Source organism: Micromonospora maris AB-18-032 (genome assembly GCF_000204155.1).
GTDB classification, from domain to species: domain Bacteria; phylum Actinomycetota; class Actinomycetes; order Mycobacteriales; family Micromonosporaceae; genus Micromonospora; species Micromonospora gifhornensis.
In genome coordinates this window covers 1,701,033-1,719,293 of sequence record NC_015434.1, presented here as the reverse complement: position 1 = coordinate 1,719,293, position 18,261 = coordinate 1,701,033, and the positions used below count along the sequence as shown (strand labels likewise).

The window sequence follows — 18,261 nt, the reverse complement described above, 5'->3', positions numbered from 1 at the left end:
GCTTTACAGACGACGGGGGCCAGTGTCGGGGCGGGCGGCAGCGGAGCCCACCCCGACACTGGCGTGCAGCACCGACAATCCGTCCGGGCGGGCCAACACCGGGTTCAGGGTCAGGGAACGCACCCGAGGCTGTTCGTCGGCCAACCGCCCGACCCGCATCAGCAGGTCGGCCAGGGCCGCCCGGTCCACCGGTTCGGCCCCCCGGTGCCCGTGCAGCAGCGGTGCCGCGCGCGGTGCGTCCACCAACTCGGCGGCATCGCGGTCGGTGAGCGGCACGGCCCGCCAGGCGCGGTCGCCGAGCAGTTCGGTGGCGACGCCACCGAGCCCGAAGCCGACGACCGGACCGAACGCCGGATCCTCCACCAACTCGACCACGCAGGCCACCCCGGGCGGGACCATCGGCTGCACCAGGACGTCCGCGCCGAACGCCGCCGCCAGTTCCGCGTACGTGCGGCGTACGGCGGCCTCGTCGGCCAGGTCGAGCCGGACCGCACCGAGGTCGAGCCGGTGCCGCAGCCCGCTGGCGGCGACCTTCAACGCCACCGGAAAACCGAGCCGGGTCGCCGCCTCGACGGCTTCGTCCGCCGAGCCGACCGACACCGACTGGACCACCTCGATGCCGTAGGCGGCGAGCAGCGCATCGCTGTCGACCCCGTCGCCGCGCAACGCCGCCTGCGCCGCGATCGGATCGACATCGGACAGTTCGGGCAGCGCCCCGGGCGGTCGACGCAGCCAGTCGGCGTACGCGGTGACCCGGGCGAGCGCGCGGACCGCCTCCTCCACGCTCGGGTACGAGGGCACTCCGGCTGGTGCCCGACCGACCAGGAAGGTCGCCACCGCAGGCTTGTCGGCGGTGAACGCCGCAGGGAGGGTGGCTGCGAAATCCGCCTCGGTGCCGATGATCTGACCGGGCAGCGGGGGCGCGAAGAGTGCCACCAGGGCGTCGACGTTCTCGTCCGCAGCGGCGGCGGTCAGCGCCTCGGCGAACTCGATCGCGCCGGCCTGCGGGCCGACGTCCCGGGGATATCCCGCCGCGACGGTCAACCCGGCGGCCGCACAGGCGGTCGCCGCCAGCCCGGTCAACGCCGAGGAGTTGCCGACGATGCCGACCCGGTCACCGGCCGGCAGCGGCTGGTTGGCCAGCAACACCCCGACGTCGAGCAACTCGGCGACGGTGTCGACCCGGATCACCCCGGACTGCGCGAACAACGCGCTCACCGCCGCCTCGTCCGGGCCGACGGAGTCACCCACGCCGGGCGGACGCGCCGGGGAGGCCAACGCCACCACCGGCTTGTCCCGACCGATCCGCCGGGCCAGCCGGGCGAACTTGCGCGGGTTACCGAAGGTCTCCAGATACAACATGATCACGTCGGTGGCCGGGTCGTCCTGCCAGTACTGCAGCAGGTCGTTGCCGGAGACGTCGGCACGGTTACCGGCCGAGACGAAGCTGGACAGGCCCAGGCCACGCCGATCCGCCTCGGCCAGCAGGGCCACCCCGAACGCGCCGGACTGGCTGAAGATGCCGACCCGGCCGGGCACCGGCAGGCGCGGGGCGAGCGTGGCGTTGAGGCGTACGGTCGGGTCGGTGTTCGCCACCCCCAGGCAGTTCGGGCCGATCACTCGCATGCCCGCGGCGTGGGCCGCGCGGACCAGGGCGCGCTGCGCGGCGGCGCCCTCGACACCGGACTCGGCGAAGCCGGCGGAGATGACCACCAGGCCGTGCACACCCGCCTTTGCCGCGTCCGCGACCACCTCGGGCGCGGACTCCGGTGGCACCGCCACCACCGCCAGGTCGACCGGCAGCCCCGCGTCGGCCGCCGACGGGTACGCGGGCAGCCCGGCGACCCGGACGGCGGTCGGATGCACCGGCACCACGGAACCGGTGAAACCGCCGTCGCGCAGGTGCCCGAGCACCGCCGCGCCGACACCCTGGCCGGTGGCGCTGGCCCCGTAGACGACGACGCCGCGTGGGGCGAGCAGCCGGGCGATGGATCGGGCCTCGGTCCGCTGCTCCCTGCCGCGCTGCACCTCCAGGGTCGCCTCGGTGGGAGCGATCGGGAAGGTCAGGTGCACCACGCCGTCGGCGAACTGCCGTTGCAGCTGGTAGCCGAAGTCGGCGAAGACCCGCAACATGGCCCCGTTGGCCGGCAGCACCTCGGCGACGAAGTTGACGATGCCGGCCCGCCGGGCGGCGTCGGCCAGATGCTCCAGCAACACCGAGCCGATGCCCCGCCCCTGGTAGGCGTCCTCCACCACGAAGGCGACCTCGGCATCGGGTGCGGCCGGGCCGAGCCGCTCGTACCGGCCGACGGCGACGATCCGCTCGCCGGCCAGCACCACGAACGCCTCCCGGTCGACGTGGTCGACGTTGACGAACCGTTGCAGATCCCGTTCGGGGATGCGCGGGTACGGCGAGAAGTAGCGCAGGTAGCGGGTGCGCTCGGAGAAGCGGGAGTGCATGGCGACGATCGCTGGCGCGTCCGACGGCCGGATCGGTCGCAACTGGACCGTGCGGCCATCGCTGAGCAGCACGTCGATGGCGTTGTCGGCGGTGGTCACCTCGGGCCCGGCCAACTCAGTCGCGCGGATCGTGCGGGTCGAGACCGAGCAGCGGGAAGACCGCCTTGCGGGTCGCCGCGATCGCCCGGTCCACCGGGTTCGGCTCGCCGGTGGGCTGCCACGGCTCGTACCCCGGATCGATGCCGTCGGTCATCCGCAACGGCACGTCGGAGCCGGGTCGACGGGCGGCGGCCAACGCCCGCCACGCCGGCGGGGTCAGCGTGGCCGGATCCAGCGGCGCGCCGGTGGCCGTCGCCAGCAGGTGCGTCCAGGCCCGGGGCACCACCTCGACCAGGGCGTACCCGCCACCACCGGTGGCCACCCAACGCCCCTCGCACAACTCGTCGGCGAGGGCCCGCAACGCCAGGTAGGTGGCCCGCTGACCGTCGACGGACAGATGCAGGTCGGCGAGGGGATCACTGCGGTGCGCGTCCGCGCCGCACTGGGTGAACAGCACCTGCGGACGGAACGCGCGCAGCACCGACGGCACGATCGCGTGGAAGGCGCGTTGCCAGCCGGCGTCGGAGACCGCGGGCGGCAGCGCGATGTTTACCGCGCTGCCCTCGGCACCCGGGCCACCGGTCTCGTCGGGGAAGCCGGTGCCGGGGAACAGCGCGAGGGGGGTCTCGTGCAGGCTGACGGTCAGCACCCGTGGGTCGTCCCAGAAGATCTGCTGCACCCCGTCGCCGTGGTGCACGTCGACGTCGACGTACGCGATCCGCTCCGCGCCGAGGTCGAGCAGCCGGGCGATGGCCACCGCCGGGTCGTTGTAGATGCAGAACCCGGCCGCCCGGTCGGACATGGCGTGGTGCAGGCCGCCGGCCACGTTCACCGCGCGCCGGGCCTGCCCCCACCACACCGCCTCGGCGGCGGCCACCGTCGCACCCGCGATCAACGCGCTGGACTCGTGCATCCGGTCGAAGACGGGATTGTCCGAGGTGCCCAGGCCGAAGCCGGAGAAGAAGGGTTCGCGGGGGGCCATCCGGACCGCGTCCAGGTAACGCTGGTCGTGCACCCGGGTGAGCAGCGCATCGTCGGCGGGCCACGGCCGGATCAGGCGTACCCCGGGCCGTTGCAGCACGCCCAGTTCCCGGGCCAGTGCGATGGTCAACTCCACCCGTACCGGGTCGAGCGGGTGGTCACCGAGGTCGTAGGCGAGCAGCGACTCGTCCCACACCACCACCGTGTCTTCGGACATCTGTCCATGGTCGCACGCGACCGGCCGGGCGGCAGGTGCCGGCTACCGGGCCCTCAGGCGTCCGGCGGCGGGGCGACCGCGACCGGTCGGTCCGGGTCGGCGACCCAGTTGCTCCAGGAACCGACGTAGAGCGCGGCGTCCGTCCGGCCGGCCAGGTGCAGCGCCAGCACTGCCTGCGCGGCGGTCACCCCGGAGCCGCAGTACGCACCGACCGGCGCCTCGGCACTCACCCCGGCGGTGGCGAACCGGTCGCGCAGGGCCGCCCCGGACGGGAACCGGCCGTCGGCGACGTACTCGGGTGCCGGCAGGTTGACCGCGCCGGGAACGTGCCCGGCCACCGGGTCGACCGGCTCGTGCTCGCCCCGGTAACGGGGTGCCGCGCGAACATCGAGCAGGACACCGGCGTCGGCGGCGGCCAGCCGGGCGGCAGCCGCCGCGTCGAGCACCGGCAGCCCGCCCGGCGTGACTGTCACGTCGCCGGGCACCGGGTGCGGCTCGTCGGTGCTGACCGGCAGGTCGGCGGCCAACCAGGCCGGAAAACCACCGTGCAGTACGCGTACCGGGCGGTGTCCGGCCCAGCGCAGCGTCCACCAGGCGCGAGCGGCGGCCATGCCGTCGCCGCCGTCGTACACCACCACGGGGTGACCCGCGCGCACCCCGGCGGCCCGCAACGCAGCCTGCAGTGCGGCGGGGTCGGGCAGCGGGTGGCGACCGGCCGGGCCGGGCGGACCGCACAGCGCGGTGTCCAGATCGACGAAGACCGCGGTCGGCAGGTGTCCCGCCGCGTAGTCGATCCGCCCGGGTGGGCCGGCCAGCCGCCAGCGGACGTCGAGCAGGGTGGGCGGGTCGGCCGTGTCGAGCTCGGCGGCGAGCTGCGCCGCCTCCACCAGAAGACCGTCGGTAGCGGACATGTCGTTCAGTCAACACCCTCGGTGAACCTCGCCGCGGTTCGGCGGCGGTCATGACAGGTGCGGCAGGGTACCATCGATCATTGGAGGGCCGCTGACACCATGAAGTCTCACGACCTGGTCGATACGACCGAAATGTACCTGCGCACGATCCTCGAACTCGAGGAAGAGGGTGTGCCGCCGCTGCGCGCCCGGATCGCCGAACGGTTGCGCCAGAGCGGCCCCACCGTCAGCCAGACCGTCGCCCGAATGGAGCGCGACGGCCTGCTCACCGTCGAGGGTGACCGCCACCTCAGCCTCACGCCGCTCGGCCGCAGCACCGCCGTGTCCGTGATGCGCAAGCACCGGCTCGCCGAGTTGCTGCTGGTCAACGTGATCGGGATGCCCTACGAGGAGGCCCACGAGGAGGCCTGCCGCTGGGAGCACGTGATGAGCGACGCGGTCGAGAAGCGGGTCTACGACCTGCTCAACCGGCCGACCCGGTCGCCGTACGGCAACCCCATCCCCGGTCTGGAGGATCTCGGCTCCCCCGGCGAGACCGAGCCGGAGCCGGTCGAGGGCGAGCGCAACCTGGCCTTCCCGGGTTTGACCGGCAAGGTGATCGTCCGGCGCATCTGCGAGAGCGTGCAGACCGACGCCGAGGTGCTCCGCCAGTTGCACGCCGCCGGCGTCGACCCCGGTGCCATGGTCACCGTCGCCCAGGAACGCGACGGTGTGTCGATCGACCGTTCCGGGGAGAGCATCCGCCTGCCCCGTGAGGTGGCCTCCCGGGTGTTCGTCGCCGCGGCCTGAGGCCGAGCCTCAGGTCACGTACGGGCAGTGCCGGCAGCCCTGGTCACAGCAGGTGCCGCGACGGGCGAGAAAGCCGGCGGTGAGCACGAACAGTCCGGTGACCGGGTCCCGGTAGCCGGCGTCCCCGGCGGCCAGCGCCGCCGCGTGGGCGGCCAGGATCCGCTCCCGCTCCGGATGCTCCAGCGGCAGTCGGGACGGATGCGGTTCGGTCAGCGGCCGCTTCGCCAACGGCCGTCGCGTTCCGCTCATCGCGGCAGTCTAGGCAGTCGTACCGGCACCGGACGCGCTGACCGGTGCGGTGGCCGCCCTGTCGTGCTGTGCGGGTGGGCGCCTCGGTGGAGAAATCTCCCCACCCGGGCCGATTCGTGCTGGCCTCCCGCGCCGGTTGCGCCGAGGATGAACAGCGATTCGAGGAGGACCCCATGCCCCAGTACGCAGTGCTGATCTACTCGCCCGCGCCGGCCGACCCGATGGAGCTCACGCCCGACTACGTCGCGCTGCTCGAACAGTATCCGGCGAAGGTCACCGAACTGGGCGGGCGGATCGTCACCGGCTTTGCGCTGCAACCGAGCACCACCGCCGCCGCGATACGCGGCGACCTCGTCACCGACGGCCCGTTCATCGAGGCCAAGGAGGTCGTCGCCGGGTTCTTCGTGCTGGAGGCACCCGACCGCGACGTGGCACTGGAGATCGCCAAGCTGAACCCGGCCACCATCCACGGCGCCGTGGAGGTCCGGCCACTGTTCGTCGCGCCGACCGAGTGAACGACGGCGAGCAGCCCGCTCCGTTCGAGGGTGCCGAGCCGCCGAGGGCTGTCGGCGTCCGGTTCGCCCAGCCCGACCCGGCGGAGCGGACGAACCCGGCGGAGCGGGCGCTGGTTGACGCGCACCGCCGGGAGTGGGCCTTCGTGGTCGCCGCGACCGCGCGCGCCGCCGGTGACCTCGACCTCGCCGAGGAATGCGTCCAGGAGGCGTACGTCGCGGCGCTGGGGGCCTGGACCAGGGACGGCGTACCGGACAAGCCCGGCGCCTGGCTCACCGCCATCGCCCGCCGCAGAGCCCTCGACGTGCTGCGCCGCCGGCAGGTGCTCCGCACGAAGCTTCCGCTGCTCGTGGAGCCGGAAGCGGTCGAAGCGGATGAGTCCGACGAGGTCGCCGTACCCGATGATCGGCTCCGTCTGGTCTTCACCTGCTGCCATCCCGCGCTCGCCCGGGAGGCGCAGGTGGCGCTCACCCTGCGCCTGGTCTGCGGAGTCAGCACCGCCGACATCGCCCGGGCATTCCTGGTCGCCGAGTCGACAATGGCGGCGCGGGTCACCCGGGCCAAGAAAAAGATCTCGGCGGCACGGATCCCGTACCGGGTACCGGACACCGCCGAACTGCCCGAACGGCTGGACGCGGTGCTCAGCGTCGTACACCTGCTCTTCACCACCGGGCACACCGCGCCGACCGGCGTTGACCTGGTCCGCGCCGACCTGGTGGACCGGGCTGTGCACCTGGCCCGGATGCTGCACGAGCTGATGCCCGACGAGCCCGAGGTGAGCGGACTGCTCGCCCTGCTGCTGCTCACCGACGCCCGCCGCGCCACCCGCACCGACGAGCAGGGCCGGCTGCTGCGGCTGGAGGACCAGGATCGTTCCTGCTGGGACCGGACCGCCATCGGCGAGGGCCATCGGCTGGTGGTCGAGGCCCTCCGCACCGGACGAGCCGGCCGGTACGCGCTACAGGCGGCCATCGCCTCGCTGCACGCCCACGCGCCCAGCTACGCCGCGACCGACTGGCCGCAGATCGTCCGGCTCTACGACGCGCTGCTGGCCCACTGGCCGTCGCCGGTGGTCGCCCTCAGCCGAGCCGTAGCAGTGTCCATGGTGGACGGACCGGCCGCAGCGCTCGCCGAGGTCGACGCCCTCGCCGCAGATCCCCGCCTGGCCGGCTACCACTACCTACCGGCGATCCGTGCCGACCTGCTGCGCCAACTCGACCGCCGCAGCGAGGCGGCACAGGCGTACCGAGCCGCGCTGGCCCAGGTCGACAACGACCCCGAACGCGACTTCCTCACCACCCGCCTGACAGAAGTCACCTAACCCCTGCCCCGGCACTCCGCCGATCTTGCACTTCTGGTCGCCGAGATGACCCTTTTCACGGCTTTTGCCTCGGCGGAAAGTGCATGATCGACGGGCTAGTTCACGGCGGGCGGTGGGAAGGCCGCCCGGTAGTCGCGCGGGCTGACGCCGACAACGTGCCGGAAGCACTCCCGGAAGGCGGTCGGCGAGGCGAACCCGACGAGCGCGCCGACGCGTTCGACCGGTTGGTCGGTCTGTTCCAGCAGCTGCTGGGCCCGCCGGACCCGGTGCCGGCTGAGCCAACGCATCGGCGTGGTGCCGGTCTGGTCGCGGAAGTGCCGGCTCAGCGACCGGGTGCTCATCGAGGCGTACGCGGCGATCTCGGCCAGGGTGAGCGGACGGTGAAGGTTGTCGGCCATCCAGGCAAGCAGTGGCTGGATGCCGTGTCCCGCCGGCACGGGTGGCTCGTACGCGATGAACTGCGCCTGTCCCCCGGCCCGTTCCAGCGGCATCACGCAGCGACGCGCGGTGTCGGCGGCGACCGCCGCGCCGTAGTCCCGCCGGACGACGTACAGGCACAGGTCGAGCCCGGCGGCGGCACCGGCCGACGTCAGCACCGGATCGTCGTCGACGAACAGCACGTCCGGGTCGACGGTGACGGCGGGATACCGGCGGGCCAGCTCGGCCGCGGCGGCCCAGTGGGTGGTGGCCCGCCGCCCGTCGAGCCGGCCGGCTGCGGCGAGCACGAAGGCGCCGGTACAGATCGACACGAGCCGGGCCGTGCAGGTGGCCAACGCCTCCCGGATCGCGGCGGGCAGCGGGGCGGCCAGGTCGGCGACCCCCGGTACGACCACCGTGTCGGCCTCGGCCAGCACGGACAGATCATGCGGTATCCGCACCCCGACCGCGCCCGCCCGCACCTCCTCGGTGACCGCACAGACCCGCACCTGATAGGCCGGGCGGCCGTCGGCCAGCCGCGCGCGGCCGAACACCTCGATCGGCACGGACAGGTCGAACGGGACCACGTCGTCGTTCGCGACGACCACCACCCGGTGCATATGCCCATTCTGGCGAGAACCCGTCGATCGATGGCTCGCCGGCCCCTGCTCGCCACCGGCGACCGCACCTAGATTCACCGGCCATGACCATCCTCATGCCGCTGCTCGTCGCTGCCCTGTACGTCTGCCTCAACTCGCTGATCCGGGAACCACACCGCCGCCGGTTCAACGCGATCATGGTCGCCGGGGCCGGTGCGGCGTACCTCAGCGGCGGCGGACTGGCGGGCTGGGAGTTCCCGTTCGTGGTGGTGCTGGTCTACGTGGCGTACCGGGGGCTGGAGTCGTGGCGGTGGATCGGCGTCGGCTGGCTCCTGCACACCGGCTGGGACGTCGTCCACCACCTGTACGGCAACCCGATCATCCCGTTCCTGCCCGGCTCGTCGTTCGGCTGCGCGATCTGCGACCCGGTCATCGCACTGTGGTGCCTGACCGGCGGGTGGTCGCTGCGGGACCTGCTGCGCGCCCGCACCATCCGCCAGCCCGAGCCGGAACCGGAAGCAGCCAGCCGAACGAGCTGACTAGGCCGAGTCCATGCGCGAGTTGGCCCGCGCCGGACGCCAGCGAGGCAGGTGGAGCACGTACCGCAACGTCGTCCCGGACTGGTTCCGCCAGTACCTCGATCTCGAAGCCGATGCCACGGAGATCCGCTGGTACCAGCCCGAGATCGTGCCTGGGGTCCTTCAGGTCGAGTCGTACATCCGGGCGCTGAATGCCACCGCCCATCCACGCCTCACGGACGAGGACGTCGACCGCCAGGTCGAGGTACGGCTGGAACGGCAGGCGATCTTGCGTAACCCGGAAGGTCCGCAGGTCAGCTTCGTGCTCAGTGAATCAGCACTGCGGCGAACCATCGGTGACCACGAAGTCATGCGGGACCAACTGTTGCATCTGGCCGAGGTGAGCGGCCGACCCAACGTCGAGTTGCAGATCTTCCCGTTCGACGCGCAGACGTACGCCACGGCCTCGTACAGCTTCATCATCCTGCGTTTCGGCGAGGACGCGACCACGGACGTGGTCTACGTCGAGACGTTCACGGACGCGGATTACCTCGACCGCCCGGATGCTGTGCGGGCCTACACTCGGTTGTGGGACCGACTCCGGGCAGCCGCTCTCGGGCCGGTAGAGTCGCGCAAGCTCATCCAGCGGATGGCGGACGACATGAAGCGGTGACAGACCCGAGGGGGGTGGCCATGGAGACCCCGGATCGCCTGGTCTGGCGCAAGTCCAGCTACAGCGACAACAACGGCGGTGCCTGCGTCGAGGTGGCTACCCGGCGCGGAAATGTCATCGTCCGCGACAGCAAGAACGCCGCAGGCCCGGTCCTCCGCTTCGACGGCCAGTCCTGGTCGGCTTTCCTCCGCACACTCAAGCGCTGACGATCGGGATCGCTGACCGCCGAACGGGCGGGGCCGTGCTCGATGCAGGAACAAGTGGCATCCGCGCGCCCGCGAGGCCACTCGATCGTGGATCGAGCGTGATCTTGCGCGAGATGCACCGAAGGGCGACTCGGCCCCAGGATTCAGCCCAAGGAGCCGCGCCGGATCGCAGCCGGACGGGACGAGCCCCGGGCGGTGATCCGCCCGGGGCTCGTCGCTTTCTCGTACGTCAGCTGCAGCCGCTGGTGGAGCCGCAGCCTTCGCAGACGTAGCAGCTGCCGGCGGGGCGCATCTTCGTACCGCAGGTGAAGCAGAGCGGTGCGTCGGCGGCCTTGCCGATCACGGCTTCGAGCAGTTCGGTGCTGGAACCGACCGACGGTGCCGGCTTCGCGGCGGCGACGTCGGCGAGTTCCTGGGCGGGCTGGGCGATCGGCCCGGCCTTCGGCTCCTCCGGCCGGGTCTCCACCGGCGCGGACGAGGCCATCGCGGTCAGGTCCGTGCCGTTGGCCTCCGCCTCGGCTTCGGCCGCCAGCTGCGCGGCCCGCTCCTTGGCGGTGAAGATGCCCAGCTCGGCGCGGCGGTCGTACGGCAGGAAGTCCAGCGCGAGGCGACGGAAGATGTAGTCCATCACCGAGGCGGCCATCCGCACGTCCGGGTCGTCGGTCATGCCGGCCGGCTCGAAGCGCATGTTTGTGAACTTGCTGACGTACGTCTCCAGGGGGACGCCGTACTGCAGGCCGATGGAGATGGCCACCGAGAAGGCGTCCATCACTCCGGCCAGGGTGGAGCCCTGCTTGGACATCTTGAGGAAGACCTCGCCCAGGCCGTCATCCGGGTACGACGAGGCGGTGAGGTAGCCCTCGGCGCCGCCGACCGAGAAGGAGATGGTCTCCGAGGGGCGCTTCTTCGGCAGCCGCTTGCGCACCGGGCGGTACTCCACGACCTTCTCCACCACCGGCTCGACGGCGGTGGTCGGGGCCGGCTCGGCGGCCTTGTTGGGCTTGGCGACCGACAGCGGCTGGCCGACCTTGCAGTTGTCCCGGTAGATCGCCAGGGCCTTGAGGCCGAGCTTCCAGCCCTCGAAGTAGATCTTCTCGACGTCCTCGACGGTGGCCTGCTCCGGCATGTTCACCGTCTTGGAGATGGCGCCGGAGATGAACGGCTGGACCGCCGCCATCATCCGTACGTGGCCCATCGGGGCGATGGACCGCTCGCCCATGGCGCAGTCGAAGACCGGGTAGTGCTCCGGCTTGAGGCCGGGGGCGTCCACCACGTGGCCGTGGTCGGCGATGTGCTCGACGATCGCCTCGACCTGCTCCTCGGGGTAGCCGAGGCTACGCAGGGCGCGCGGCACGGTCTGGTTGACGATCTGCATCGAACCGCCGCCGACCAGCTTCTTGAACTTGACAAGCGCCAGGTCCGGCTCGACGCCGGTGGTGTCGCAGTCCATCATCAGGCCGATGGTGCCGGTCGGCGCGAGCACGCTGGCCTGCGAGTTGCGCCAGCCGAACTTGTCACCGATCTTGTTGCCCTGGGTCCACTGCCTGGTGGCCTCGCGGACCACCGCGGTGGCCACGGTCCCGGTGGGCTTGATCTCGTCGTTGGCGGCGGCGTGCTTGCGCATCACCCGCTTGTGCGGCTCGGCGTTGCGGGCGTAGCCGTCGTACGCGCCGACGATGCCGGCCAGCTCGGCCGAGCGGCGGTACGCCGTGCCCGTCATCAGCGAGGTGATCGCGGCGGCCAGCGAGCGGCCCTGGTCCGAGTCGTACGGCAGGCCGGAGGCCATCAGCAGGGCACCGAGGTTGGCGTAGCCGATGCCGAGCTGCCGGTACGCCCGGGTGGTCTCGCCGATCTTCTCCGTCGGGAAGTCGGCGAAGCAGATCGAGATGTCCATCGCGGTGATGACGAACTCGACCGACTTGACGAACTTCTCCACCTCGAAGCCGCCGTCGGCGCGGAGGAACTTCATCAGGTTCAGCGAGGCCAGGTTGCACGAGGAGTTGTCCAGGTGCAGGTATTCCGAGCACGGGTTCGAGGCGGTGATCCGACCGGTCTCCGGGCAGGTGTGCCAGTCGTTGATGGTGTCGTCGTACTGCAGGCCGGGGTCGGCGCACTCCCAGGCAGCCTGGGAGATGGTGCGGAACAGCTTCTTCGCGTCGATGGTCTCGATGGTCTGCCCGTCGAGCCGACCCCGCAGGTCGAAGCCGCCGCCGTTCTCCACCGCGGTCATGAACTCGTCGGAGACCCGTACCGAGTTGTTGGCGTTCTGGTACTGCACGCTGACGATGTCGGCGCCGCCCAGGTCCATGTCGAACCCGGCGTCGCGCAGGGCGCGGATCTTGTCCTCCTCGCGCGCCTTGGTGACCACGAACTCCTCGATGTCGGGGTGGTCCACGTCGAGGATGACCATCTTGGCCGCCCGCCGGGTGGCGCCACCGGACTTGATGGTGCCGGCGCTGGCGTCCGCGCCGCGCATGAAGCTGACCGGGCCGGAGGCGGTGCCGCCGGAGGAGAGCAGCTCCCGGGAGGAGCGGATCCGGGAGAGGTTCACCCCGGAGCCGGAGCCGCCCTTGAAGATCAGCCCCTCTTCCTTGTACCAGTCGAGGATGGAGTCCATCGAGTCGTCGACGGCCAGGATGAAACACGCGCTGACCTGCTGAGGTGAGGGCGTGCCGACGTTGAACCAGACCGGCGAGTTGAAGCTGAACACCTGGTGCAGCAGCATCCAGGTCAGCTCGTGGGCGAAGACCTCGGCGTCGGCCGGGCTGGCGAAGTAGCCGTACTCCTCACCGGCGGTGCGGTAGGTGGTGACCACCCGGTCGATCAGCTGCCGCAGCGACCACTCCCGCTCCGGGGTGCCCACCGCGCCCCGGAAGTACTTGGTGGTCACGATGTTTGCCGCGTTGACGCTCCAGCTCTCCGGGAACTCCACCCCACGCTGCTCGAAGTTGATCGAGCCGTCCCGCCAGTTGGTCATCACGACGTCGCGGCGCTCCCAGGCGACCTCGTCGTACGGGTGCACACCCTCGGTGGTCCAGACCCGCTCGACCTTCAGACCCGCGCCGGCCTTGCTCCGTGTCCTGCTTGTTGTCACGCCATCCCCCGGCATCTCATCCGCCCCCTCGTCCGCGCGGCACCGCGCGATCCGACTGTCACTACCACTGAAGAAAGCTCACTGTGTGTGGCCGGCGGCGCCGGCCGTCTCGGCCTGCGCGTCCTGCCGGGCACGTGCGGCGGCCCGCAGCGTCTCGATCTCCCGCTCGAAGTCGGCGAGCGAGTCGAACGACCGGTACACGCTGGCGAACCGCAGGTAGGCGACCTCGTCCAGGTCCCGCAGGGGACCCAGGATGGCCAGCCCCACCTCGTGGCTGGGGATCTCGGCGGCGCCCTTGGCCCGGATGGTTTCCTCGACCCGCTGCGCCAGCAGCGCGATCGAGTCCTCGTCGACCGGTCGGCCCTGGCAGGCCTTGCGCACCCCACCGATGATCTTCGTACGGCTGAACGGCTCGGTCACCCCGCTGCGCTTCACGACCGCGAGCACCGCCTCTTCGACAGTGGTGAACCGTTTGCCGCACTCCGGGCAGGAGCGTCGACGACGGATCAGCTGGCCGTCGTCGGCCTCCCGCGAGTCGACCACGCGGGAGTCGGCATGCCGGCAGTACGGACACCGCATCGCCCGACCTCCTCGATCGACCACGGGCACGCCTATGGCCGCCTCCGGGCACGCAACAGCGCGGCGGGCCATCATCGAAGGATGGCCGCCGACCTGATGGTACGAGAGTGCGGTCCGTAGTCGAACCCAACCTGTAGGCGAGTTACGCCTGTGTGACTACTACATCTAGGGGTTGACCGTATGCCGCTGGCGAACCGCGGTCAAGTTGACCGGCGTGTCCGGCGCGTCACCCGACAACCTCGCCGCAGCGCGACCCGAGAGCCCAACGCGGCGCGGCGACACCGGTTACCGGCCGACCGGATCTGATCTTCAGAAAAGGCGTTCGATCGAACACCCGTTCGATCAGACGTATCATTTATCAGAACAGGCGTACGACTGTCACGCCTGCGCGTGTCGACACGCGGAGAAACCTCGTACAGATGTTTGAAAATGACCGATCTCACCTATACGGTCATGGGCAGCCGGAGGTGACCATGGTCGACCAGCCCGGCAGACCACCGCATGCACCACGAGCCGCCGAGGCACCCAGCGCCGACCAGGGAGGACGGACGTGACCCAGGACCGGGCCAACCGGCCACAGAGCCCGCAGCAGAGCAGCGAGGCGGGGCCGCCGCCCACCCGACGCCGCAGCGTCACCCGCGCCCGAGCCGCGCAGCCCGCCGTTCGCCCGGTGACATCGGTGGCCAACACCTTTCCGGACCCGGCGGCCGCCGACCTCACCGCCCGGCAGCGTCGCATCCTGGACTTCATCCGCACCTGGGTGGAGCGGCACGGCTACCCGCCGAGCGTGCGGGAGATCGGCGAGGCGGTCGGGCTCGTCTCCCCGTCCAGCGTCGCCTACCAGCTCAAGGAGCTGGAGAAGAAGGGCTTCCTGCGGCGTGATCCGAATCGGCCACGCGCGGTCGACGTCCGGTCCCCCGGCGACATCGACGACGAGCTGAGCCGCTCGCAGCGCCCCACCCCGGCGTACGTGCCGATGCTCGGCCGCATCGCCGCCGGTGGGCCGATCCTCGCCGAGCAGTCGATGGAAGACGTCTTCCCGCTTCCCCGCGAGCTCGTCGGCGAGGGCGAGGTCTTCATGCTCCAGGTCAAGGGCGACTCGATGCTCGACGCGGCCATCTGCGACGGCGACTGGGTGGTGGTCCGCCAGCAGCCGACCGCCGACTCCGGGGAGATCGTCGCCGCCATGCTCGACGGCGAGGCGACGGTGAAGACCTATCGGCGGCGCGACGGTCACGTCTGGCTGATGCCGCAGAACCCGGCTTTCGATCCCATTCCCGGCGACGACGCCACCATCATGGGGCGCGTGGTGGCCGTGCTACGCCGGATCTGACCCCGGGCATCGACCGGTGCTGGCCGCAGGGTCAGTACCGGTCGCCGCGGTAGCCGTAGGTGCCGCCGGGCGGCTGACCGTACGGCTCGGAATTGTCCTCCCGGTAACGACCGGAGCGCCGACCGTGGTAATCCGGCTCGGTTGGTCCACCGCCACGTCGGGGTGGCTCGGCACGTCCACCGCCGCGTGGCGGTTCGACGCGGCCGCCGCCACGGGGTGGTTCGGCGCGGCCGGCGCCACCGGGACGTCCGCCACCTCCGTACACGCCGCCGCCCGCCGGTCGACCGCCGCCGGCCCGGCCACCGGAGCCGGGCACGCCCTCACCGGCACGGCCGCCACCGCCGTAGACGCCACCACCGGCCGGTCGGGCACCGTTGCCGCTGGCCCGTCCCCCGTACACCGGTCCGGGCCGCGCCGGGCCGGGTCGCTCGGCGTTCGGCGAGCCGCCGCCGTAGACGCCACCGGTCGCTGCGCCGCCGTACACACCGCCGGACCGTGCGCGGTCGCCGGCCGCGCCGTCGTCGTCCTTGCCTGTGGGTTTCGGGCCGTCGTCACGGCCACGCCCCTTGCCGGCCGGTCCCGGCCGCTTGCGGGCCCGCAGGATGCCGTAGATGCCCGCACCCACGAGCAACGCACCGAGTACGCCCACCGAGGCGATCAGGTACGTGATGTCGTCGAGGGTCAACCCGTCGATGAACGACTGACCGGATGACTTCTTGGCCGCGTCCGGATCCTCGGCCAGGTTCTTCGGGCCTTCGGTGGACGGGGTGTAGCTGAGGATGTCGACCGGCTCGTCGTCGTCCAGGTGACCCGCGTCGGAAACGGTCAGGAAGGTCTTCCCGTCGGTGGAGTACGAGATCGCCTCACCGAACGGGTCGGCCAGCGCGGTGACCCGGGGCGTGCCGGTGGTCAGCGCACCGACGATGTCGCCGTTCTGGACGTCGTACTCGAAGGCGTCGGCGTAGGTGCGCAGCACCACCCGGGAGCCGTCGGGCGACCGGGCGGCACCGGTGATCGCGACGCGGCCGAAGGTGCTCAGCGGGTTCTCGGTGTCCGTTCTCGGCAACGTGATGTCGCCGAGCTTCTTCATCGGCACCGGCTCGGTGTCGCCGGTCTTCAACGCGCCGTCCGGGGTGAAGATCTCGGCCTTGCCGGAGGTGACCTTCGTGATGATCAGCGGCAGGTTGTCGTCGCCGATCAGCAACGCCTCGGCGTCGCGGGGCTTGCCGTCCGGGTACGACAGCCGGTGCAGGACCGGCTGCTTACTGCCGTTGACCGGCATGCTCCAGACGGCCACCCGCTCGCGACGCTCCCGGCTGGTGACGTTGTCACCGGTGTCGGCGATCCACAGCTTCGTCCGGTCCGGCGAGAGGGCCAGATCCTCGGTGTCGAACGGCCCGGCACCGGTGTAGCCCACGTTGCGGACGACCTGGCAGTCCTTGTTCAGGTAGAAGACCTGCTTGCGGTCGTTCTGATCGGTGCTGTCGTTGATCACGATGTACCCGCTGCGGGTGGCCACCAGGCCGGACATCTCCCGCAGTCGGGGATCGGTGACGGTGCACTGCTTCTTGCCGGCCTTGGTCAGTGGTGCCGACCCGAGCACGGCCGGCCCGAGCGCCGCCGGGACCACCGTCTGGGGCCCCGCCGCCGCCTGGCCCGTCACCGCGACGGCTGCCGCGGCGGGGACGGGCGACGACGCCGCCACGGCGACACCCGTGACTGCCACGGTGGCCCCGAGCAGGCCGAGTGCCACCGTGACCGAAGAAACAGTGCGGAGCATGAAAGAAGTGTCGCATGCCGGAAGTTTCCGTCGGGTGACGCCGTAGCAGCGTTACCGGGCGGTGCTGACCGCCTCCGCCGTGTCGCGGTACGGGGCCAGTTCGGCCGCCAACGCCTCGTTGACCCGTACGTGCAGCATCGTCCCCTCCGGCAGGTGGGCGGTGCTGAGCACCTCACCCTGCCGGTGCAGTCGGGCCACCAGGTCACCCCGGTCGTACGGCAGCACCACCCGCACGTCGACGGCCGGACGGGGCAGCCGCTGCTCGATGGTGGCGCGCAGGTCGTCGATGCCACGCCCGCTGTACGCGGAGACGAACACCGCCTCCGGCCAGATCCGCTTGAGCTGGAGCAACGTCTCCTCGTCTGCCGCGTCGGTCTTGTTGACCACGAGCAGCTCGGGCAGCCGGTCGGCGCCCACCTCGGTCAGCACCTCGCGGACGGCGCGTACCTGCTCCTGCGGATCCGGGTGGGTGCCGTCGACCACGTGCACCACCAGATCGGCCTCGGCGATCTCCTCCAGCGTCGAGCGGAACGCCTCGACGATCTGGTGCGGCAGGTGCCGGACGAAGCCGACCGTGTCGGAGAGGGTGTAGACCCGCCCCTCGGAGGTGGTGGCGCGGCGGGTGGTCGGATCCAGGGTGGCGAACAACGCGTCCTCCACCAGCACACCGGCTCCGGTGAGCCGGTTGAGCAGGCTCGACTTGCCGGCGTTGGTGTAGCCGGCGATGGCGACCGCGGGAACCGCGTTTCGGGTACGGCGGGACCGCTTGGTCTCGCGTACGGTGCTCATGGCCTTGATCTCCCGGCGCAGCCGGGCGATGCGGTGGCGGATCCGACGCCGGTCGGTCTCCAGCTTGGTCTCACCCGGGCCACGAACACCCACGCCGCCGCCGGCACCGCCGCCGCGACCCGAACCACCGGTCTGCCGGGACAGGGTCTCACCCCAACCACGCAGCCGGGGCAGCAGGTATTCCAGCTGGGCCAGCTCGACCTGGGCGCGGCCCTCCTTGCTCTTGGCGTGCTGGGCGAAGATGTCGAGGATCAGCGCGGTGCGGTCGACCACTTTGACCTTGGTGCGCTGTTCCAGGTTGCGCAGCTGGGACGGGGACAGCTCACCGTCGCAGATCACCGTGTCGGCGCCGGCGGCGAGCACCACCGCGCTGAGGTCGTCGACCTTGCCGCGACCGATGTAGGTGGCCGGGTCGGGCCGGGTACGTCGCTGGATGAGCCCTTCGAGCACCTGCGACCCGGCGGTCTCCGCCAGCGCGGCCAGCTCGGTGAGGGAATTGTCCGCGTCGGCCTGGGTGCCTTCGGTCCAGACCCCGACCAGCACCACCCGCTCCAGCCGCAGCTGCCGGTATTCGACCTCGGTGACGTCGGTCAGCTCGGTGGAGAGGCCGGGGACCCGTCGCAACGCCTGCCGCTCGGAGAGTTCGTACTCACCGGGGGTGGTTTCGAATTCGTCGTTGGAAACGTGGGTCTCCTGGTCTCGCAAGCGTCTCTCCTGTCCGATCTGAGCATGT

Annotated in this window: 16 protein-coding genes; 7 read left to right on the top strand and 9 right to left on the bottom strand. The window is 71.3% G+C overall.

The window, feature by feature from the left end; all coding sequences use genetic code 11:
* Positions 1 to 3: 3 nt before the first annotated feature.
* Genes VAB18032_RS07910 through VAB18032_RS07900 form a run of 3 tightly spaced genes read right to left on the bottom strand, consistent with a single transcriptional unit; the run spans position 4 to position 4,668 of the window.
* Positions 4 to 2,559 (bottom strand): bifunctional acetate--CoA ligase family protein/GNAT family N-acetyltransferase, encoded by a 2,556-nt coding sequence (locus VAB18032_RS07910; protein ID WP_013732274.1) that lies wholly within the window; start codon positions 2,557 to 2,559, stop codon positions 4 to 6.
* A gap of 16 nt (positions 2,560 to 2,575) precedes the next feature.
* Complete coding sequence (locus tag VAB18032_RS07905) at positions 2,576 to 3,757, bottom strand: acetoin utilization protein AcuC (RefSeq protein ID WP_013732273.1); 1,182 nt, start codon at positions 3,755 to 3,757, stop codon at positions 2,576 to 2,578.
* Positions 3,758 to 3,810: 53 nt separating this feature from the next.
* Positions 3,811 to 4,668, bottom strand: coding sequence for a sulfurtransferase (locus VAB18032_RS07900; protein ID WP_013732272.1), 858 nt, complete (start codon positions 4,666 to 4,668; stop codon positions 3,811 to 3,813).
* Positions 4,669 to 4,767: 99 nt separating this feature from the next.
* On the opposite strand from VAB18032_RS07900, the gene VAB18032_RS07895 reads away from it, so the two are divergent.
* Positions 4,768 to 5,457: an iron-dependent transcriptional repressor DtxR gene (locus tag VAB18032_RS07895; protein WP_013732271.1), complete on the top strand. Its 690-nt coding sequence runs from the start codon at positions 4,768 to 4,770 to the stop codon at positions 5,455 to 5,457.
* A gap of 9 nt (positions 5,458 to 5,466) precedes the next feature.
* Here VAB18032_RS07895 and VAB18032_RS07890 read toward each other — a convergent pair whose 3' ends face one another.
* Positions 5,467 to 5,706, bottom strand: coding sequence for a DUF5522 domain-containing protein (locus VAB18032_RS07890; protein ID WP_043720049.1), 240 nt, complete (start codon positions 5,704 to 5,706; stop codon positions 5,467 to 5,469).
* Between the two features lie 173 nt (positions 5,707 to 5,879).
* On the opposite strand from VAB18032_RS07890, the gene VAB18032_RS07885 reads away from it, so the two are divergent.
* Together VAB18032_RS07885 and VAB18032_RS07880 are read left to right on the top strand one after the other, a co-directional pair.
* On the top strand, positions 5,880 to 6,221 hold the full coding sequence (locus VAB18032_RS07885) for a YciI family protein (protein ID WP_013732269.1): 342 nt from the start codon (positions 5,880 to 5,882) through the stop codon (positions 6,219 to 6,221).
* A 143-nt stretch (positions 6,222 to 6,364) separates the two neighbouring features.
* A complete protein-coding gene (locus VAB18032_RS07880; RefSeq protein WP_043723426.1) occupies positions 6,365 to 7,540 on the top strand; it encodes an RNA polymerase sigma factor in 1,176 nt (391 codons plus the stop codon).
* Between the two features lie 95 nt (positions 7,541 to 7,635).
* On the opposite strand, the gene VAB18032_RS07875 is transcribed toward VAB18032_RS07880, so the two are convergent.
* Entirely contained in the window at positions 7,636 to 8,577 is a 942-nt protein-coding gene (locus tag VAB18032_RS07875) for a GlxA family transcriptional regulator (protein WP_013732267.1), read from the bottom strand.
* Positions 8,578 to 8,660: 83 nt separating this feature from the next.
* On the opposite strand from VAB18032_RS07875, the gene VAB18032_RS07870 reads away from it, so the two are divergent.
* From VAB18032_RS07870 to VAB18032_RS07860, 3 genes are read left to right on the top strand one after another with little or no spacing between them, the layout of a single operon-like run.
* The gene (locus tag VAB18032_RS07870) at positions 8,661 to 9,095 is read left to right on the top strand and encodes a DUF6010 family protein (protein ID WP_013732266.1); all 435 of its coding nucleotides are present in this window, start codon (positions 8,661 to 8,663) and stop codon (positions 9,093 to 9,095) included.
* A gap of 13 nt (positions 9,096 to 9,108) precedes the next feature.
* Entirely contained in the window at positions 9,109 to 9,747 is a 639-nt protein-coding gene (locus VAB18032_RS07865) for a DUF5753 domain-containing protein (RefSeq protein ID WP_013732265.1), read from the top strand.
* A gap of 20 nt (positions 9,748 to 9,767) precedes the next feature.
* On the top strand, positions 9,768 to 9,953 hold the full coding sequence (locus VAB18032_RS07860; protein WP_013732264.1) for a DUF397 domain-containing protein: 186 nt from the start codon (positions 9,768 to 9,770) through the stop codon (positions 9,951 to 9,953).
* A gap of 229 nt (positions 9,954 to 10,182) precedes the next feature.
* Here VAB18032_RS07860 and VAB18032_RS07855 read toward each other — a convergent pair whose 3' ends face one another.
* On the bottom strand, positions 10,183 to 13,062 hold the full coding sequence (locus VAB18032_RS07855) for a vitamin B12-dependent ribonucleotide reductase (RefSeq protein ID WP_043720044.1): 2,880 nt from the start codon (positions 13,060 to 13,062) through the stop codon (positions 10,183 to 10,185).
* Between the two features lie 63 nt (positions 13,063 to 13,125).
* Positions 13,126 to 13,626 carry a transcriptional regulator NrdR gene (gene nrdR / locus VAB18032_RS07850; protein WP_013732262.1) on the bottom strand — a complete coding sequence of 167 codons (501 nt, stop codon included), beginning with the start codon at positions 13,624 to 13,626 and terminating at the stop codon, positions 13,126 to 13,128.
* A gap of 550 nt (positions 13,627 to 14,176) precedes the next feature.
* Between nrdR and lexA the strand changes: the two genes are divergently transcribed.
* Entirely contained in the window at positions 14,177 to 14,959 is a 783-nt protein-coding gene (gene lexA, locus VAB18032_RS07845) for a transcriptional repressor LexA (protein WP_013732261.1), read from the top strand.
* 31 nt (positions 14,960 to 14,990) lie between these two features.
* On the opposite strand, the gene VAB18032_RS07840 is transcribed toward lexA, so the two are convergent.
* Both VAB18032_RS07840 and hflX read right to left on the bottom strand, forming a co-directional pair.
* Positions 14,991 to 16,739, bottom strand: coding sequence for a hypothetical protein (locus tag VAB18032_RS07840; RefSeq protein ID WP_043720040.1), 1,749 nt, complete (start codon positions 16,737 to 16,739; stop codon positions 14,991 to 14,993).
* Positions 16,740 to 16,790: 51 nt separating this feature from the next.
* Positions 16,791 to 18,233, bottom strand: a complete 1,443-nt coding sequence (hflX, locus tag VAB18032_RS07835) for a GTPase HflX (RefSeq protein ID WP_013732259.1) — start codon at positions 18,231 to 18,233, stop codon at positions 16,791 to 16,793.
* Positions 18,234 to 18,261 lie beyond the last annotated feature (28 nt).